Annotated in this window: 16 protein-coding genes; 8 read left to right on the forward strand and 8 right to left on the reverse strand. The window is 56.0% G+C overall.

Annotated features, from left to right (window positions below):
* Positions 1-342 precede the first annotated feature (342 nt).
* Positions 343-1,116 (forward strand): ABC transporter substrate-binding protein, encoded by a 774-nt coding sequence (locus KP814_RS06270; protein WP_216735950.1) that lies wholly within the window; start codon positions 343-345, stop codon positions 1,114-1,116.
* A gap of 39 nt (positions 1,117-1,155) precedes the next feature.
* On the opposite strand, the gene KP814_RS06275 is transcribed toward KP814_RS06270, so the two are convergent.
* From KP814_RS06275 to KP814_RS06285, 3 genes are all read right to left on the reverse strand, one after another.
* On the reverse strand, positions 1,156-2,256 hold the full coding sequence (locus KP814_RS06275) for an acyltransferase family protein (protein ID WP_216735951.1): 1,101 nt from the start codon (positions 2,254-2,256) through the stop codon (positions 1,156-1,158).
* A gap of 295 nt (positions 2,257-2,551) precedes the next feature.
* Positions 2,552-3,442 (reverse strand): NAD(P)-dependent oxidoreductase, encoded by an 891-nt coding sequence (locus KP814_RS06280; protein WP_216735952.1) that lies wholly within the window; start codon positions 3,440-3,442, stop codon positions 2,552-2,554.
* Positions 3,443-3,472: 30 nt separating this feature from the next.
* Positions 3,473-3,886 (reverse strand): VOC family protein, encoded by a 414-nt coding sequence (locus KP814_RS06285; RefSeq protein WP_216735953.1) that lies wholly within the window; start codon positions 3,884-3,886, stop codon positions 3,473-3,475.
* Positions 3,887-3,996: 110 nt separating this feature from the next.
* Between KP814_RS06285 and KP814_RS06290 the strand changes: the two genes are divergently transcribed.
* Positions 3,997-4,947 (forward strand): LysR substrate-binding domain-containing protein, encoded by a 951-nt coding sequence (locus KP814_RS06290; protein WP_216735954.1) that lies wholly within the window; start codon positions 3,997-3,999, stop codon positions 4,945-4,947.
* Complete coding sequence (locus KP814_RS06295) at positions 4,947-5,420, forward strand: hypothetical protein (RefSeq protein ID WP_216735955.1); 474 nt, start codon at positions 4,947-4,949, stop codon at positions 5,418-5,420. Before KP814_RS06290 ends, KP814_RS06295 begins: the two co-directional genes overlap by 1 nt.
* Here KP814_RS06295 and KP814_RS06300 read toward each other — a convergent pair.
* Positions 5,414-6,292, reverse strand: coding sequence for an ABC transporter substrate-binding protein (locus KP814_RS06300; protein ID WP_216735956.1), 879 nt, complete (start codon positions 6,290-6,292; stop codon positions 5,414-5,416). The genes KP814_RS06295 and KP814_RS06300 overlap by 7 nt on opposite strands.
* A 168-nt stretch (positions 6,293-6,460) precedes the next feature.
* On the opposite strand from KP814_RS06300, the gene KP814_RS06305 reads away from it, so the two are divergent.
* A complete protein-coding gene (locus tag KP814_RS06305) occupies positions 6,461-6,916 on the forward strand; it encodes a GNAT family N-acetyltransferase (protein WP_216735957.1) in 456 nt (151 codons plus the stop codon).
* 8 nt (positions 6,917-6,924) lie between these two features.
* Here the strand turns inward: KP814_RS06305 and KP814_RS06310 are convergent, their stop codons facing one another.
* A complete protein-coding gene (locus tag KP814_RS06310) occupies positions 6,925-7,689 on the reverse strand; it encodes a zinc ribbon domain-containing protein (RefSeq protein ID WP_216735958.1) in 765 nt (254 codons plus the stop codon).
* Between the two features lie 143 nt (positions 7,690-7,832).
* Here KP814_RS06310 and KP814_RS06315 point away from each other — a divergent pair, with 143 nt between their 5' ends.
* The gene (locus tag KP814_RS06315) at positions 7,833-9,389 is read left to right on the forward strand and encodes a cryptochrome/photolyase family protein (RefSeq protein WP_216735959.1); all 1,557 of its coding nucleotides are present in this window, start codon (positions 7,833-7,835) and stop codon (positions 9,387-9,389) included.
* Here the strand turns inward: KP814_RS06315 and KP814_RS06320 are convergent, their stop codons facing one another.
* From KP814_RS06320 to KP814_RS06330, 3 genes are all read right to left on the reverse strand, one after another.
* Positions 9,390-9,839, reverse strand: a complete 450-nt coding sequence (locus tag KP814_RS06320) for a hypothetical protein (RefSeq protein ID WP_216735960.1) — start codon at positions 9,837-9,839, stop codon at positions 9,390-9,392. It lies immediately after the preceding gene.
* A 51-nt stretch (positions 9,840-9,890) separates the two neighbouring features.
* Complete coding sequence (locus tag KP814_RS06325; protein ID WP_216735961.1) at positions 9,891-10,310, reverse strand: MarR family winged helix-turn-helix transcriptional regulator; 420 nt, start codon at positions 10,308-10,310, stop codon at positions 9,891-9,893.
* Between the two features lie 68 nt (positions 10,311-10,378).
* On the reverse strand, positions 10,379-11,257 hold the full coding sequence (locus KP814_RS06330) for a metal-dependent hydrolase (protein ID WP_216735962.1): 879 nt from the start codon (positions 11,255-11,257) through the stop codon (positions 10,379-10,381).
* A 163-nt stretch (positions 11,258-11,420) separates the two neighbouring features.
* Between KP814_RS06330 and KP814_RS06335 the strand changes: the two genes are divergently transcribed.
* From KP814_RS06335 to KP814_RS06345, 3 genes are all read left to right on the forward strand, one after another.
* On the forward strand, positions 11,421-12,404 hold the full coding sequence (locus KP814_RS06335; RefSeq protein WP_216735963.1) for an AraC family transcriptional regulator: 984 nt from the start codon (positions 11,421-11,423) through the stop codon (positions 12,402-12,404).
* A 72-nt stretch (positions 12,405-12,476) separates the two neighbouring features.
* Positions 12,477-14,249: a gamma-glutamyltransferase gene (gene ggt / locus KP814_RS06340; RefSeq protein ID WP_216735964.1), complete on the forward strand. Its 1,773-nt coding sequence runs from the start codon at positions 12,477-12,479 to the stop codon at positions 14,247-14,249.
* A gap of 178 nt (positions 14,250-14,427) precedes the next feature.
* A complete protein-coding gene (locus KP814_RS06345) occupies positions 14,428-16,044 on the forward strand; it encodes an NINE protein (protein WP_216735965.1) in 1,617 nt (538 codons plus the stop codon).
* Positions 16,045-16,060: the final 16 nt, after the last annotated feature.

Here is a 16,060-nt window from a genome sequence, read left to right on the forward strand (position 1 = left end):
TTTATTGTTGATTGCGTCTACTGTGTTTCAGATAGCCTTTTGGATTTTTCAGCGTCGCACATGGCGTTGAGGATTAACACTGGCGTATATGACATAAAATAGGTTGTTTTAGCCATATCTTTGCCTGTAAACGGCGTCCTGGGGATAGGGCGTCGACGTTTGTTCGCTTCTGGTCTGGCAAGCCGTGAAGGCTGCGGAACCTTAATCCATAAGGGGTTAAAAAGCGGCGCGCAGGGGCATAGAATGGGTCAGGTTCAGGTCTAACATTCCCGGTCCGGATACCGCGTCAAACAAGACAATCCCGCGCCGGGGCAGCGCTTTCAGTCACAAGGGATATCGCTGATGATGACGAAAATTTCTGCTCTGATCAGACTGTCCGTCCGCCTCACATTGCTGTGTTTCGCTTTGGCGGGCGTCTGCCGCGCCGCGGACGACTTAAATATGATGACGGAGGACTACGCTCCGCTGAACTTTGCAGAGAACGGTCGTCTGCAAGGCGTATCTGTGGACCTGATGGAAGAGATGCTGCAGATCGCCGGTTACTCGCAAACCCGCGCAGATATGTTGTTGATGCCCTGGGCGCGCGCCTACACCCATGTGCAGCAAAGCCGCAATGCGGTGCTGTTCGCCATGACCCGCACAGAACATCGCGATGGTCTGTTCAAATGGGTGGGGCCGATTATCCCCTCTCATATCGTGATTACCGCTCGCCGCGATAAATCCCTGCGCGTTGCGTCTCTGCAGGATTTGAAGACGCTGCGCATCGCCACCGTGCGCGACGATATCGGCGAACAGTTGTTACTCAATAACGGCGTACCTGACAGCGCGCTGCGGCGCACCTCCAGCCCTCAGGTAGCCCTGGCGATGCTGAGCCTTGGACAGGTGGACGCTTGGGCATACGGCAGGCTGGGCGCAGCCTGGTACATCAAGCAGATGAAACTGAAACCGGGTGACTATGAAGAGATCTTTACTTTGAAAGACTCAGATCAGTATTTCGCGTTCAGCCTGCAAACGCCGGATGACGTGGTGCAGCGTTTTCAGCAGGCGCTGGATCAGCTGAAAAGCAACGGTCGCCATCAGGCCATTGTGAATCAGTATGTGGAAGGGGCGTTGTAAACGCACCCGATGCGTTCGCCGCACCGGGCCTATTCGTTTTTAACGCTTCAACACCAGTGCGGAGAGGCGCGCCGCCCGCACATGGAAATCAGGCGCGGTGTAAAGAAAGACGCCTGGGCCGCGATTGGTGAGGCTCCAGACGAACAGAGACAGGGCGGTGACGCCTAGGGTCGCCAGGGTCGGATACAGCGCGTACCAACCGGTGACCGCCGCACTGCTGTCGAATACGCCGGCCTTGATCAGCGCCGGCGCCAGCCAGACCCCCGCCATCTCAATAAATATCCGATGCAGCACGTAAATTTGCAGCGTGTTCTTGCCCATCCAGCGCAACATTTTGAAATCCGCAATGGACTGTGTGAACGCGAACCCCATGACGCTGATGCTCACTAGCAGCAAGCTGGTGAACAGGAAATGCTCCCAATGCAGTAGTTTCAAGCTCAAGGCCGCCAGTCCAAACACCGCTAGCAGGCCGATACTGCGCAGACTGATGCGGCTGAGCAGAGAAAACAGATGGCGGCCGTAGAAACAGCCCAGCCCGTAAAACACGCCATTGGCGATGATGCTTTTGGTAGGCCAATCATGGACGAAGTTTTGTCCGATAAAATGACCTGTCAGCAAAACCAGCATCGCCAGCGGCCAGCGATTGGACATCAGTTTGCAGATGGCGAAATACCAGGGTAGGGCGTAGAGATACCAAAGGCTGCTGGAACCGGTCAGGGTCAGGGCGATGAACTCCGCCGGATTAGAGGAATACAGCGCGTTGGTGACTTCTGTTAATTGCTTCTCGGAGCCTCCCACCCAGTTCACGATAGTGACTCCCAGCCATTGCAACTCGCCCCAGAGCACGAATAGAAAGACCAGATTGTAAATTCGCTTTTGCGCCACATCGCGCCATCGATACTGAGTGACGGCGCGGTGTACCAGAAAGCCGGAGATCATAAAAAACAGCGGCATGCGCAACGGCGCCAGATAGGTGCTCACCAAATGGTGAAAATGTTCAAACTTGACGGCGGTGGAGCTTAACTCAACTCCGGGCAAAGCATAGGAAGTAATAATGACGTGGTGAAGCACCACTAACAAAATACAAACGCCCTTTGCCGTATCAATCCAATCTATATTGTTTTTAGCTTGGTTCTCCATGATGTAATCCTTGTCCATAAATGGCGGTAAAATTGTGAAGATTTGGAAGGTAACAAAAAATTTTCATACGTCATATAAGCCATATATGGCATGTGTTAAAAGGTGAGTAAGTGCCCGCTTTTTTGAGGTTTTAACAAGATAGAAAGTCGTGTTTTGGGCGCTAAAAAATAGTTTCGAAATGACGTGAAAAAATGTGGCCGGCTTGGTTTTAAAGCGTGTGCAAGATGCGGTGTTATAACGGTGAAAAGTGCGAATTAAATCAGGGTTGAAGGGACAAAAAATCGACGAGGTGGACTTAGTTGAGCGCCCGCTCTCTCAGAATATCCACGACTTCCCGCAACGCTGGTTCGATTTGGGTGGGCGCGCTTTGATGGGGCGTCACCCACACTTTCGGGTGGCTCCATAACGGATGGGTGTCGGACAGGGGTTCCTGTTGGAATACATCCATCATGGCGCCGCGTAAATGGCCGTTGTCCAGGTGCTCCAGAAGCGCGTTTTCGTCCGTCACCGCACCGCGGGATACGCAAACCACGGCGGCCCCTTGCGGCAGGCGGGAGAGACGGTCCCGGTTCAGGAAGCTCTCCGTCGCTGAATTATGAGGCAGCATGTTGATGAGAATGTCGCATTGCCCGAGAAATTCATCCAGCGCCGTCTCACCGGCGAAAGTGGCGACGCCGGACAGTAGCTTGCCGCTGCGCGACCAGCCTGACGTTGGATATCCCAACTGACTCAGGTGTTGGGCGACTGCGCCTCCCAGACTGCCCAGTCCCAGTACGCCGACGCGGGTCTCCCGATTAGCGCGGTAAGGGCTGTTAGTCAGCCAGACTTTGTCCTGTTGCGCTTGCCGAAACTGGTCGAAGTTGCGTTGGAAATGCAGGACGGCGTAGGTGGCGTATTCCGACATCGCCTGACGCATGCCAGCGTCCCGCATACGCTCTACCGGTACCCCCGCGGGCAGGCGTAATTGTTGAAGCAGTCCGTCTATGCCTGCGCCCAGACCGATGACCAGTTTCAGGTTGCACGCCTGGGTCCAGTCCGTCAGAGTGGGGCGCCAGATAAGCAGAACATCGATCTCTTCGATAGCGACGTCTTCCGGCGCCAGCAGCTGGAATTCCGGGCTGATGGTTTGAGCGACTCGCCGCCACGCCAGCAGGTCGAATGCGGCGCTGTGAAATACGATGTTCATGAAGATCTCTACCGTTGTTTGGAAGCGGGATCAGGTTCTGAAAATATCTGCGTCGCTGTTGAAGTATTTAAACTCCAGCACGTTGCCGGACGGATCGCTGACAAAGAAGGTGCCTTGCTCACCGGGTTCGCCGACGAAACGGATTTTCGGCGCCAGCAGGAAGGTGTCGCAGCGTTCGGTAATGCGATCGCGCACTGTTTCCCATTCGCTTTTATCCAGAATAACGCCGAAATGCGGCACGCGGATGCTGTCGCCGTCAACGGCGTTGCGGCCGGCGTCTTCCTGAGGGCTTTCCACGAGATGGGCAGTAATCTGGTGGCCGAAGAAGTCAAAGTCGATCCAGCGCTCCGCGGTACGACCGATAGCGCAGCCGAAACGATCCACATAAAAGGCGCGGGCGGCGTCCAGATTCGTCACGGGAAAGGCCAGATGAAACGGCCGCATACATACCTCCTGAAATAAGTGATAATTGAGCTGTGTGCAATTATCACTGTGAAATTAACGATTAAAAAGCGATATTAACTCAATTTGGTTGAGATTTTCGCACTATGCGGATGCTGCCTCCCTTAAACGCGGTGCGTACGTTTGAATGCGCCGCCCGTCACCTCAGTTTCACCAAGGCCGCAGAAGAACTCTGTGTGACGCCCGGAGCCGTGAGCCGCGCTATCGCCGGGCTGGAGGAACGTCTGCAAACGCCGTTGTTCAGTCAGCACAAGCGCCGCCTGCAACTTACCGCCGCCGGACGCGCCTATCTGTTTCATGTCACACAGGCGTTGGATCGCCTGTCACTGGGCACAGATGAATTGCTGCAACATCGGGGCGAGGGCGGTCTGCTGACGATCGGCGCGTTGCCGACGTTGGGTTCCCGATGGTTGATTCCCAAGTTGCAGGATTTTCAGCGGCGTTATCCCAATATCTCGGTCGAAGTGAAGACGACGCCTTCCGATTTCTCCAAGGCGTTCACCGAATTGGACCTGAATGAACATGGTTTGGATGTGGCGCTGTATATCGGTCAGGGCGACTGGTCCGGCGTGCGGAGACATAAACTGTTCCAGGAGCGACTGCTGCCGGTGGCGGCGCCATCGCTGCGTGAGGAACTGGAGGCCTTGGGACGGGGCGAAGCTGACCCGGGTCGCCTGTTGTTGCATTCCACCCGGCCTCATGTGTGGGCTCACTGGTTCGAGGCGCAGGGCTTTGATTTCACTACGCCGACCTGGCGCGCCCGCTTTGAACATTACTACATGGTGATCGAGGCAGCGATGCATGGACTGGGCGTCGCCTTGCTGCCGGAAGTGCTGGTGGCGCAGGAACTACGCTCCGGCGCGCTGCTGGCGTTGAGTGAACGGAACTTGCCGCAAGCGGAAAACTACTATTTATTGCATCACCCGGCGCGTAGTGAGGAAAATAAAATCCGGGCGTTTAGGGACTGGTTGATGCGGACGGAATGCGCGAGAGAAAACCCCGTATTAAAGGGCAAACCTGCCGATGTGGAAAAGGATGGCTGATGAAAAACGTAGCGCTAAAAGGTTTAAAGGTGTTGCTGGGCTTACTGTGTATTCTCCCTACGACGATGATGTATATCTTTGGGTTTTCATTAGTGTTCTGGCATTCGATACGGAATGAACAGGGGGTGGATTTTGGCATTATGATCTTTTTCGCAGTGACCGGTCTCGGGTTACTGTCATTAGTATGGTTATGGATACGGCGCCCAAGTTATGTTCTGAGAAGTGTTCCGATATGGATATGGCTGGGTTTGATTGCTGGAAATGGTGTTTTTATTTATATGCTTGGCGACACAGGCGGGCGGTCTTATCAACACTCCTTGGTTGGTCGGCTCATGGCGGGTGACTTTGACGTGCTGGTAGGGTTCTGGGTCGCAGGCGGTGGTCCCGCGCTGTTCTCATGGTATTTGCTGTATAAGGTTTACAGGCAGGGAGTGCGTCTATCTTCACAGGAGGGGACAGTCCCTCCTCAGTGAGCGGGGATCAGTCGACGGCTTTCCAGCTCCCCTTCGTATTCCAAGACCTCCCGGAAGCCGTGACGAGTATAAATATCCTGCAGGGTTCCGTCTTTTTTCACGGCTTTCAAGCCGGCGTTGAAAGCCGCCAGCTGGTCTTCATAGTCGGGCGCCTTTTTGGAAAACACCACGTACAGGAATTTGACCTCCAGGGGCGGCTCCAGAAAACGGAGGTCGCGCAGGTATTGCGGGTAGTTTTTTTCCAGCAGGTAGCGGGCGACGAATTTGTCGATGAAGATGAGTTGCACTCGGTTATAGAAGAGACGCTGTAAATTGGTGAGGTCGTCGACGACGTCTTCCTTGTACAGGAAGGACGCGCTGTCAAAGGTGTCGGTGTTGATATAGCCGCGCACCACGCCGAATTTATACTGAGACAGCGCCTGTAACGCCTCAAGCTGATTTCTTCTGGGGTCCACGCTGAACTGGATGCCGCTGTCGTTGCGTACGTAAAAGCCTACAGGGCCGCCGAGAAAGGGGTCGGAGTAAACGAAATCCTCCAGGCGGGAGGAGGAGTAATATTCCGGGAACAGCGCGTCCATTTCCCCTCGTTCGGTCATGTCCAGCGCCCGCGCCCAGGGCAGGAATTTGACGTTGGGCGTGTAGCCGCCGCGTTTGAACGCTTCCGTCACCAGTTCGTAGACGAATCCAAAATTGCGCATCTCTTCGCCGACATAGGGCTCCCAGTTGAGTGTGGCCAATATGGTCGTCGGTCGTTGCGCCGCCATGACGGACGAAGACGGGAGCAGCAGGAGGGACAGCGTCAGCACGGCGATCGCGCGGCGCGCTGATCCTGATTGCAGTGGGAGCCGTATCCAGTGAAAACGCCGTATCATCGGATTTCCGTCGTGGTGTTTTGATTTACGGGTGCGTTTTAAAGCTTAGGTGAGTCCGCCGTATTTGGCCAAAATCGGCGTCTCCCGTCGGCCTGCGTCGATGTGAGAAGACCGGACGGCGAGCAGCGGCCATCCGATCGGCTATGCTTGTTTGAGAGGTAGTAAACGATGAATGTAGTATTGCGACCGGCCACGGCGGCTGACGCCGATACCGTGACTGATATTATGCTGGCGTCGCGAAAGAAGTTTCTGGCTTATGCTCCTATGGCCCACTCGGAACGGGAAGTCCGTGGTTGGGTGCGATATCTGTTGCTTCCCCGCGAGTCCGTGACGCTCGCCGTGGCGGATGAGCGCATCGCCGGATTTCTCTCGCTGGACAAAGGCGACCGCCTGACCTGGCTGACTCAGTTTTATCTCGCACCTGACTTTGTCGGACGCGGCATTGGCACCCAGCTGTTGACCCATGCGTTGTCGCTGGCGTCGAAGCCGGTCAGGCTGCATTGTTTTCAGCAAAACCAGGACGCACGCCGCTTCTATGAACGCCACGGGTTTGTCCCAGTGCGCTTTACTGACGGCTCCGGCAATGAAGAGCGTTGTCCCGACGTCCTTTATGAATTGGCGTAGCCGCGGCGTTATTCCTGTTCGCGCATCAGAAGATACTGGCTGTACAGCACCACGCCGCCCCAGACGACTGCGACAATCATGATCAATGAACCCAGTAAATGGGCACCTTGGGCGATGCCATGGTCGAAGCGCAGCAGTCCGGTTTCCGTGAGCAGGTACTCCCAGTCATGGAAGCCGTATGGGGAGGAGTGGCCGAAGTTGCCGCCCAGCAATGGCAGTTGTCCCGCGCGCGCGTCGTTGATGTAGGGCGCCAGATCGAGAAAGTTTTCTCCGAACCACCAGGCGCACACGGCGGCCCCAAAGGTGTTGTGATGTTTGAACAGCAGAACGCCAAAACAGATGGCGGGCATGATCAACTGGCCCAAACTGCCTCCCAGGGAAGCGATGAACTGCCCCAAGGGACGAAAAATCACATGCCCGGCTTCGTGAAAAGGCAGATTAATCAGGTGAAGAAAGGATTCGCCCGCCGCATTGGACGCGATGGAGGAGGTCATCAACCACAGTCCCCAGAGCGCCAGCGCCGCCAACAGCAGCGCGCGTCCGCCGACGGAAATGGGATCGGGAGAGGCGTCGCCGGGATATAGCAAAATTTCCCGCCAGGAAACTTTCTCTTCCGCTTCTTCCGTTTCCTGCTCGGGTTCCTGCGCGGGATGTGGGCTGTCATGGGCCTGTTGCGGCGGGTGATATTTCAAATATTTTGCGAATACGATGCCGCAGCTTTCGCAGTCGACGTTGCTATCCCTCTGTTCAAACCCACACTTGGGACATTTCATATACTGGCGTGATCTTTTCGTAAATAGGTTTTGTGATTCTAGGTCAGCAGAGATCCGAAGCAAGCGCCAGGGCGTAATCATGACAACCCGTTCGCAACACGCAGGCGAGGGGGCTTCATCGGTCAAGCCAGGTAGAGTGCATCATGCCCGCCCATGTTCATACGCTGAGGTTGTTGCTCGGCGATCAGCTCAACGCCGCCCACAGTTGGTTTCGGGAAACAGATCCGGGCGTCCTTTACGTGATTGCGGAGCTGCCTCAGGAAGTCGATTATGTCGTGCATCATGTGCAGAAAATCTGCGCCTTCTTCGCCTCTATGCAGGCATTTGCCGATGCCCTGCGGAAGGCCGGCCATGACGTGCTGCATCTGACCCTGGATGACACACAAGAGTTCGCCGATTTGCCAGCGCTATTGAAGCATCTGTGCGAGCGTCATCAAGTGCGCTGCTTTGAGTATCAGCGCCCGGACGAATACCGTCTGTTGCAGCAGATGGAACGACTGCAATTAGGAGAGCGGATTGAAATCGCGCAGGCGGACACGGAGCACTTTCTACTGCCTTTTGCGGAGATCTCCGATCATTTTGTGCGCGGCGAGCATCTCACCATGGAGAATTTTTATCGGCGCATGCGCAAGCGCTTTGACATTCTGATGCAGAACGGCGCGCCCTTGGGCGGCAAGTGGAATTTCGACAGCGAAAATCGCAATAAAATCAAAGCGGAGCAGTTGGCGGATATCCCCGATCCCCTGTGTTTCGATAATGATGTCAGCGCCATTCTCGAACGTCTGCGGCGACATGGGGCGAAGACCTTCGGCGTCGCCCATGAGCGTTTGCTGTGGCCGGTGACGCGGCGTCAGGCGCAGCAATTGCTGCAACACTTTTGCGAACGGTGTCTGCCTCAGTTCGGGCGCTATCAGGACGCCATGACCGACGCGGTGGAGGCGCAGTGGAGTTTGTATCACTCCCGGCTGTCATTCGCCTTGAATACCAAAATGTTGCATCCCATGCAGGTGATCCGCGCGGCGCTGGAACGTTATGAGCAGGCTAATGGAGACATCAGCCTGCCTCAGATCGAGGGCTTTGTGCGGCAGATTCTCGGTTGGCGTGAATACGTGCGCGGCGTTTACTGGGCGAATATGCCGGAATACATGCAAAGCAACGCGCTTGACGCAGGAAGACGCCTTCCCAGTTACTTCTGGGACGGCGACACCCATATGCGTTGCGTCAGCAAGGTGGTCGGGCAGTCGCTGCAATACGCCTACGCCCATCATATCCAACGTCTGATGGTGACAGGTAACTTCTGCCTGTTGACCGGGATCGATCCGGATCAGGTGGATGAATGGTATCTGGGCGTTTACGTAGACGCCATCGAATGGGTGGAAGCCCCCAACACCCGCGGCATGAGCCAGTTCGCCGACGGTGGTCTGATCGCCACTAAACCCTACGTCAGCGGCGGCGCATATATTCAGCGCATGAGCGATTACTGCAAAGGGTGCCGTTACGACGTCAAAGCCAAGACCGGCGCCAACGCCTGCCCCTTCAATAGCTTGTACTGGCGCTTTATTGAGCGGCATCGGGAACAGCTTCAGCATAACCCTCGGCTCGCCATGATCTACCGGACCTGGGAGCGTTTCTCGCAAGACCAGCGACGTGAGATCCTGGCGCAGGCGGAGGATTATCTGGAGCGGATCGAATCCCTGTGATCAGACGGCGGGTCGGCTGCGGCGGAACGGTTTCTTAATCGCCACCACCACAAGGGCCAGTATCAGCAGCACGTTAAACGCGCCGAACACCGCTTCCCGCAGCATGGCGTGATCGAAGACCTGATTGGCGTCGTTGACCGTCTCCAGGGATAGCAGAATGGCCGGATACACCATCAACTGGGCATTCAGGGCGATCAGAACAAACCCGGCGACTTTTATCCACAACCAGGTCGCTTTGGGCTTTCCAGACAACAGAATGCCGCTGAGGCCGGCGAGCCACATCGCCGGCAGCGTCAGCCAACCGGTTCCGGCGGCGACCCACTCCCGGTTCAGCGTCAGAGCGCGTAAGTCATTTTCCGGCAGGATGGCCCCGAAGAAGATATACGCGGCGATGCTGCCAAAGAACACGGCGATCGACAGTAGATGAACAGTTTTTAGTAAAGTTCTCACAAACAGACTCCTTTTTTGTTAGTGCGCTAACTATATGCTTAAAAAAACGCCTTACGACATGTTTTTCAAAACGCGTCGCAAGTAGTCTTTGAATTGGGAAGCTTCTTCAGGCGTGAAGGCGTTTAACGCCCGCGCATTGATGTCCTGGGCCAGAATCGGCAACTCGCCCATTAGCTCAACGCCCTTGGCGCTGATATGTATCCGGTAAGCGCGTTGATCGCTAGCGTCCGGGACTTTCAGGATCAGCCCTTTGGCGTCCAGTCGACGGATGATGCCCGACATGGTGGGGCGGTCGAAAAACAGCGATTTTCCCAGCTCGCTGATTTTCTGACCGTCGTTTTGTCGCAACCGCGCCAGCACTGACCATTGTCCCGGCGTCAGATCATAGGGACGTAACGCCGTCTCCAGAGCGAATTTCATCTCTCCGGCGGCTTTGTTGAGCAGAAAACCCAGGCTGTCATCTAATTTCATGGCGCAATATGTTAGTGCGCTAACAATATCGCTGCAAGTAGAAGTTTAAATAGAGCCCTGCAGCAATCTCAAGCCGCCTCCGTCGGGCGCTCATTATTGTTGAGCCAGCGCGCCACTTCCTCCCGGTCGTCCACTTCCCAGGGATGGAAGTCGCGACGTAAATAGCGCAGAAACTGAGGCAATGACTGACGCAGCACGCCGGGCTTGCCCCACAGGAAATTCAGTCCGTGCAGCCAGGTTTTCAGATCCCAGAATTTACCCTCCGTTTTCAGCATGGAGCAGGTGTTGAGGAAGGTGAAGCGGAAGAACTGGAAGGTGACGATCCAGAACGCCACGAAGCGCATCCGATAGAGACCGACCTGGCTTTGATACACATCGAAGGCCACGGATTTATGCTCGATTTCCTCCACCGCATGCCAGCGCCATAACGCCTGCATGGTTGGGCTGGCGCCCGCCATCCAGTCTGGATTTTTCAATACGCCGTGAGCCAATACGGCGGTGTAGTGTTCAGCGGCGCAGGTCCCCGCCAGACGGCGACTGCGTTTGAATCCGCCGACAAACTCCATGTGTTTGTGAAAGCGGGCGTTCATTTTGTCCAGGTTATAGCCGCGTTGCGCCAGAGCGTCGTTGTAGCGGGCGTGTTCCCGGCTATGCATGCCTTCCTGACCGATAAATCCCCGAATGTGCTGTTGCAGTTGGGGATCTTTCACATTTTTGCGGTAGTCGCGCACGGCCTTGATGAACAGATGCTCGCCCTCGGGAAATTGCAGGGAGAGCGCATTGAAGAATGCGGTTTTAAATGCGTCGCCGCCATGCCAGAGCGTGCTGAGTTCGGCGTCCACGTCGAAGCTCAGATTGCGCGGCTCGACGTTGATCTCCGGCGGCGTGCGGCTGTCGCCCTCTCCTGCGGCGGGGTGGCGTTCTGTGGTGCTGTGTTCCATTGTCATGACGGCGTCTCCCGTTGACCCAAGTGATCTGATTACAATCTATAACCGGACGCGGCTCGCAAACAGGTTGCGGCCCATCGAATAGCGGGTCATTCTTTGTCACAACGACAGACTCGGCGCCGGACGCCGCCAACAACAATAAACCTGAGCGGATAAAGCTGTCATGAGAGGTCATTACGTTGCAGCGTTGATCGACTTGTTAGTGGAGCGTGGCGTTGATCGCGCGGAATTTTTGCAGGATTGCCAGTTACAGGAAGACGAACTCAATGCGGACACCCTGATCGACCAACGGCGCCTGGAGCGGGTGACCCGTCTGGCGGCGGAGCGGGTGCAGGAGACCGGTATTGGTCTGCTGGTGGGGCGACGTCTGAATATCAACACCCATGGCGCGCTGGGATACGCCGCCATGGCCAGCGCCAGCTATGAACAGGCGTTGCAGCTACTCGTGAAGTTCTACAGCGTGCAGGCGCCCAAGGCGTATTTTGAATTGCGGACTTGCGATGGCTATTACGAGCTGGCCTGCGAGTCCAGTTTCACGCTGCCAGAGCGGCCCTGGGTGACCACCGAATTTCTGATCAGCAGCATCTACACTTCCACGGAATTTCTCCTGAGCGGGCGCATGCAGGGTGTGGAAATCCATCTTGGTTATGCGGAGCCGCCCCACGTGGCCTTGTATAGAGAGATGTTTCAGGCGCCGGTGCGGTTTCAGCAGGCGTTTACCGGCATCCTTATTCCCTTCAGCGTAGCGCGGCAGCCGCTGCCCTCGGCGGACCCCCTGGCGGCGAGCCTGTTCACCAAACGCTGTGAGTCCATCCAACATGACGACCGGGATGAACAGCTGCCGCGACGGGTGAAGGAAATGCTGTACGCCGGCGCAGGAGAATTCCCCAGCCAGACCGAGCTCGCCTCGCGATTGCACATGAGCGTGAGCACCCTGCACCGTAAGTTGGCGGAGCAGGGCGCTACCTACAAAGCGCTGCTGGCGGAAGTGAAAAAAGAACTGGCGCTGCAGCACTTGCGGGACAGTCGTCTGACCGTGGATGAAATCGCGCAGTTACTGGGCTTCAGCGACGCTTCCAATTTCCGCCGCGCCTTCGTCGGCTGGACCGGCGAGACGCCCAGTGAATTTCGCAAACGATGCTTGTAGGCGCTTGTTATTACTGGCATGTTATTGGCGTACAAGAACGGCATTGTCCATTCACCAATAAGGAATGTTGTTATGCTAAGCGAAACAAAAAAAATAACTGACGCTCGCCTTTTTGGCTTCAAGTCTCTCGTAACTATCCTCTCGAAACCCTTCTTACTCACCCTGACCTTGGCGGTCGCGGCGCCCACCAACGCTGAATTCATTCTGGAGGGAGACCGTAGCGTTCCCACGGAAGCGCATCACGGCATGGTGGCCACTAGCCACACATTGGCGACGGAAGAAGCATTGAAGGTGCTGAAAAACGGCGGCAACGCCATCGACGCAGCAGTGACCGCCGCCTTCGCTCTGGCGGTGACGCAACCCCGTTCCGGCAATATTGGCGGCGGCGGCTTCATGCTGATCTCCTCGGAAAGCCGCAATGAAGTGATCGCCATCGATTACCGGGAGAAAGCGCCAGCGGCCGCCTCCAGAGATATGTACCTGGACAAGAACGGTGAGGCGGACAGCAATCTGAGTCGCTTCTCACACAAAGCCGCGGGCGTGCCCGGCACGGTGGCGGGATTGGCGTTGGCCCTGGAGAAATACGGCACGATCTCTCTGCAGGAAGCTTTGGCCCCGGCGATCCGGCTGGCGGAGGAAGGTTTTATCGTCACGCCTCGCTTCAGTCATGGGGTGAAAGACAGCGCCGAAAGACTGGGCAAATGGGACTCTTCCCGCAAAGTGTTTTTCAAAGCGGACGGCTCTTTCTACGAACCCGGCGACCGCTTTATCCAGAAAGACTTGGCGGCGACCCTGAAACGCATTTCCGAGAAAGGCGTTAAAGGTTTTTATGAGGGCGAAACCGCCAAGCTGATCGTGGAGGAAATGAAGCGCGGCGGCGGACTGATTACGCTGGAAGACCTGAAGAGTTATCAGCCGGTCATGCGCGAGCCCGTTCACGGGACCTACCGGGGCTTTGATATTTATTCCATGAGCCCGCCCAGCTCCGGCGGCATCCATGTGATACAGATTCTGAACATTCTGGAAGGCTATCCCATCGGCTACCTCGGGCATAACTCCGCACAAACGATTCATCTGATGGCGGAAGCCATGAAGCGCGCCTATGCAGACCGCTCCAAGTACCTGGGCGACCCCGATTTTGTAGAAGTGCCGCAGAAAGGGTTGATGTCCAAAGACTACGCGGCGAAGCAGCGCAAGGATATTCCCATGAACCGCGCCACGCCCAGCTCTACGCTGGCGCCGGACAACCCCCTGCCTTATGAAAGCAATGAGACCACCCACTTCTCCGTCGCCGACAACAAGGGCAATGCGGTGTCCACCACCTACACCATCAACTTCAGCTACGGATCGCATATCGTGGTCGATGGCGCTGGCTTCCTGTTGAACAACGAAATGGATGACTTCAGCGCCAAACCGGGCGTGCCCAACGCCTATGGTTTGCTGGGCGGCGAGGCCAACAAGATCGAAGGCAATAAGCGCATGCTCAGCTCCATGTCGCCGACCATCGTGAAAAACAAAGGCAAGAACTTCCTGATTACCGGCAGTCCCGGCGGCTCTCGCATCATCACCACGACCTTGCAGGTGATCATGAATGTCATCGACCATCACCTGAATATTCAGGCGGCGGTGAACGCGCCCCGTATTCACCACCAGTGGTCGCCAGATGAGATCCGCGTGGAAGAAGGTCTCAGCCCCGATACCGTGAAGCTGCTGGAAGGAATGGGGCATGCGGTGAATCAGAAGGCGGCGATGGGCGCCAGCCAGAGCATTCTCATTGATGAAAACGGCGTGTTTTTCGGCGCCGCCGACCCCCGTCGCAGCACATCCTCCGCCATGGGTTTTTGACCCTTCGGGCTTTTAAACTATCCTTACATCCTAGTACTATGCGCCGCTTTTTCTTAACGAAGAAGCGGACGCTTCTCCCATCTCAGTTTTGACCACCACGTCGTAGAACGAACTCAGGATGGTCGTATAATAGCGTAGTATCAATCACTTAGCGGCTGTAAGGCTGACAGGAATAGTCGTGTCTGAATTAAAATTCGATGTTGTTTTATTGGGGCAGTGCCAGCAGGGCATGAACCCAGATGATGTAATAAACAAACTGGCCGCCTTGTTCAGGACGGATGTGGACAAGGTGGAAAAAATGATGGTGAAGAGCCGTCATGTGATCAAGAAAGGCGTTGATGGCGCCACCGCCAAAAAATATAAAACCGCGATAGAGCAGGCCGGCGGCGTGTGTGAACTGGTCAAGAGCGCCGTGGCGCCGGTGCAGAAAGAACCGCCCATGCGCGCAGCGTCTGCGCCCAGGCCTGCCGCCGCCAAGTCCGTTGAACCGATAAGAGCGACGGCTAACGATGCGGTGGCGAACGCCTACCGTGCGCCTGTTGCGCCGGTAGTAAAAGATCAAATCGTTTATTGTCGTCAGTGCGGCGCGCATATCTCCGCCACTTTGAGCGAGTGCCCTCATTGTCACGCCAAGCAATCCCCCACCAGCTCCAAGAGCAAAGTGACGGCGGGGCTGCTGGCGTTTTTCCTGGGCGGACTGGGCGTGCACCGCTTCTATTTGGGGCAATGGTGGGGCATTTTCTATATGTTGTTCTGGTTTACCTGGATTCCCAGCATAGTGTCGTTGATTGAGGCGATCGTCTTTTTTGCGTCGTCGGAAGACAGATGGCAGGAAAAATACGGTCAGGTTCGCGGCGGCGGCGCGGCTATGATTGTCGCGGCGGTTGTCGGGTTATTTGTAATGGTGGCCTTTATCGGCATCCTGGCGGCGGTAGCGATCCCCGCTTATCAAGACTACATAGCGCGCTCTCAAGTCCAGACCTCTATGCCGTTTGTTAAGGAAAACCAGGACAAAGTCAGCGCTTTTATCCAGCGTACGGGCTTCTATCCCAACCAGAACCTGGATGCGGGGTTGCCTGAGGAGCTGCGCGATAAAGTCGCCAGTATTCAGCTGCAACAAAACGCCCGCATGGTCGTGACTTACGACATCAAGAGTCTGCGCGAAAATAACACCATTGACTGGGTTCCCGCAGAAAGGAACGGTCAGATTGAATGGACCTGTATGGAAGGCTCCATGCCGGATCAATACCGCCCGACTATATGTCGGGGTGGGAGCCACACCAGTAGCGGAGACCGGCGCGTCTCCGCCGCGTCGGAGGCATTGGACAAGGTGCTGCGCAGCGCTGACGGACGTTTGTCCCTCAGCGTGCCCGGACGTTGGAAGAAAATGGATGACCTGAATGAAGAGGCGTCTCTGGGAGTCGGCAACTTGTTCGATGACGCCTATGCGCTGATTCTGGAAGAGTCCCGCGTTGATTTTGAAGACGGCTATACATTGACGGACTATTCCGAACTCATTGTGTCCCTGATGCAGGAATCTCTGGAAAATCCCCGCACGCTGGGAGAGTGGAGCCCGGTTGAAATCAATGGCCTGCCTGCGCGCCAGGTGGCGCTGACCGGCTCGACCGGAGGCGTCAAAGTGACCTACCTGATCACCACAGTGATGGGCGACGCGCACTTTTATCAGGTGCTGGGTTGGACGCTGGCGTCCCGCTACGACAGTAAAAGCGAGGTGCTGCAAGCCGTCGCGGCCAGCTTCAAGGAGCGCAAAAATAGCGGTCCGGTGGCCAACTGACGCGATCCGGCTTCTC

The sequence above is a fragment of the Hahella sp. HN01 genome (assembly GCF_018986435.1).
Lineage (GTDB): Bacteria > Pseudomonadota > Gammaproteobacteria > Pseudomonadales > Oleiphilaceae > Hahella.

Coding starts and splice junctions, on each gene's coding strand:
- KP814_RS06330 (WP_216735962.1), bottom strand. CDS start 11,257: ATGACAATGGAACACAGCACCACAGAACGCCACCCCGCCGCAGGAGAG.
- KP814_RS06295 (WP_216735955.1), top strand. CDS start 4,947: ATGAAAAACGTAGCGCTAAAAGGTTTAAAGGTGTTGCTGGGCTTACTG.
- KP814_RS06310 (WP_216735958.1), bottom strand. CDS start 7,689: ATGAAATGTCCCAAGTGTGGGTTTGAACAGAGGGATAGCAACGTCGAC.
- ggt (WP_216735964.1), top strand. CDS start 12,477: ATGCTAAGCGAAACAAAAAAAATAACTGACGCTCGCCTTTTTGGCTTC.
- KP814_RS06315 (WP_216735959.1), top strand. CDS start 7,833: ATGCCCGCCCATGTTCATACGCTGAGGTTGTTGCTCGGCGATCAGCTC.
- KP814_RS06335 (WP_216735963.1), top strand. CDS start 11,421: ATGAGAGGTCATTACGTTGCAGCGTTGATCGACTTGTTAGTGGAGCGT.
- KP814_RS06290 (WP_216735954.1), top strand. CDS start 3,997: ATGCTGCCTCCCTTAAACGCGGTGCGTACGTTTGAATGCGCCGCCCGT.
- KP814_RS06275 (WP_216735951.1), bottom strand. CDS start 2,256: ATGGAGAACCAAGCTAAAAACAATATAGATTGGATTGATACGGCAAAG.
- KP814_RS06280 (WP_216735952.1), bottom strand. CDS start 3,442: ATGAACATCGTATTTCACAGCGCCGCATTCGACCTGCTGGCGTGGCGG.
- KP814_RS06300 (WP_216735956.1), bottom strand. CDS start 6,292: ATGATACGGCGTTTTCACTGGATACGGCTCCCACTGCAATCAGGATCA.
- KP814_RS06285 (WP_216735953.1), bottom strand. CDS start 3,886: ATGCGGCCGTTTCATCTGGCCTTTCCCGTGACGAATCTGGACGCCGCC.
- KP814_RS06305 (WP_216735957.1), top strand. CDS start 6,461: ATGAATGTAGTATTGCGACCGGCCACGGCGGCTGACGCCGATACCGTG.
- KP814_RS06325 (WP_216735961.1), bottom strand. CDS start 10,310: ATGAAATTAGATGACAGCCTGGGTTTTCTGCTCAACAAAGCCGCCGGA.
- KP814_RS06270 (WP_216735950.1), top strand. CDS start 343: ATGATGACGAAAATTTCTGCTCTGATCAGACTGTCCGTCCGCCTCACA.